The organism is Oleiphilus sp. HI0080 (assembly GCF_001635135.1).
Genome location: NZ_LWFU01000627.1, coordinates 1 through 1,950, shown reverse-complemented (window position 1 = coordinate 1,950; position 1,950 = coordinate 1). Strand labels below are relative to the sequence as shown.

General features: G+C 51.9%; 1 protein-coding gene. It reads right to left on the bottom strand.

Annotated elements, in window-relative coordinates:
* On the bottom strand, positions 1–1,855 hold a 1,855-nt coding region (gene katG, locus A3751_RS13725), incomplete at its 3' end, for a catalase/peroxidase HPI (RefSeq protein WP_068457041.1).
* Positions 1,856–1,950: the final 95 nt, after the last annotated feature.

The window sequence follows — 1,950 nt, the reverse complement described above, 5'->3', positions numbered from 1 at the left end:
GCACCGTCATCTCGGCTGCCGTCAAGCCAAGAAGTTGGGCCTTGTCGACTAACAACTCCTCTGCGCTCACGCTGAAAGACTTGGCTTGATAGTTTCTAAAACCATCCGCTTGCGGTTTCAGTAGATCAAACGACTCTACTTCAGTTTGCGCTTGCGTTGCATCCACCCGCCCCGCTGTAAAGGGAACCTCAATAGAAGCACCCGCGTCCCGTGCAGCCTTCTCAATCGCCACACTGCCAGCAAGCACAATCATATCGGCAAGCGAAATCGCCTTATTACCGGCTTGGTCATTGAACTTGGAGCGGATATTTTCCAACACAGCTAAAACACGCGCTAGCTGCTCAGGCTCATTGACCTCCCAGTCTTTCTGAGGCGCTAAACGAATACGCGCACCATTGGCTCCTCCGCGATAGTCAGAACCACGATACGTCGAAGCGGAGGACCAAGCGGTGTACACCAGCTCAGCGACACTCAGATCTGACGCGCCAATACTGGCCTTTAACTGGGTAATATCGGCGCCATCAACGAATGCATAGTCACGCTCAGGCAAAGGGTCTTGCCAAAGCAGCTCCTCTTGCGGTACTTCCGGCCCAAGGTAACGAGATTTAGGGCCCATATCGCGGTGCGTCAACTTAAACCAAGCTCTGGAGAAAGCATCCGCAAACGCATCTGGGTCTTTGTGGAAGCGCTCTGATATCGCACGGTAGGCTGGATCCATCTTCATCGACATATCTGCTGTCGTCATCATCAGACCCACGTGCTGTGAAGGGTCTTCAACGTCAGGCGCTTTGTCTTTGTCGGCGATGCCTTTGGCGGCCCATTGATATGCACCAGCAGGGCTTTTCTCTAATTCCCATTCGTAGCCGAAGAGAACATCAAAATAGCCGCTGTCCCATTGCGTCGGATTTGGTGTCCAAGGCCCTTCGATCCCACTCGTGATCGTGTCGCGCCCTTTGCCCTTGCCATGGGCACATTTCCATCCAAAGCCTTGCTCTTCGATTGGCGCCGCTTCTGGCTCAGGACCGACCAAGGCGGCATCGCCCGCGCCGTGTGCTTTACCAAAGGTGTGGCCACCTGCGGTTAACGCGACCGTCTCCTCGTCATTCATCCCCATACGCGCAAATGTGTCGCGAACATCAATCCCTGACGCAATCGGATCGGGATTTCCATCGGGGCCTTCGGGATTAACGTAAATCAAACCCATTTGAACAGCCGCAAGCGGGTCTTCTAGATCTCGCTCTCCGCTGTAGCGTTTGTTACCCAACCATTCGTTTTCTGCACCCCAGTAAATATCTTCTTCGGGGCTATAAATGTCTTCACGGCCACCACCAAAGCCAAACGTTTTAAAACCCATGCTTTCGAGCGCGACATTACCGGCCAGAATAAACAAGTCGGCCCAAGAGAGGCTGTTAGCGTACTTCTTCTTCACTGGCCACAATAAACGCCGAGCCTTATCGAGATTGCCGTTATCAGGCCAGCTGTTTAGAGGTGCGAACCGCTGATTACCGTTATTTGCACCACCGCGCCCATCCGCAGAACGATACGTTCCTGCTGCGTGCCAAGCCATACGAATCATGAACGGACCATAGTGACCGTAATCTGCGGGCCACCACTCTTTCGAATCCGTCATCACTTCCGTGAGATCTTGTTTCACTTCAGCCAAGTTGAGTTGCTCGAACGCTTTAGCATAATCAAATCCCTCATCCATTGGATTGGTTTTTTGATCATGCTGATGAAGGATCGACAAGTTCAATTGGTTCGGCCACCAACTTTTATTATCAGAACCACGCCCGCCTGAACGGGTTTGGCTTCCGTGCATCACTGGACAGCCTGTCGTTTTTGTAGAATCGCTCATAGTTACCCCTTAAAGATTGTGAAGAGTACGTCGCAAACCTCTCGTTAAATGCGTACTGAACAAGACAAAAATATCGCGTTTCACCTTAGTTCATA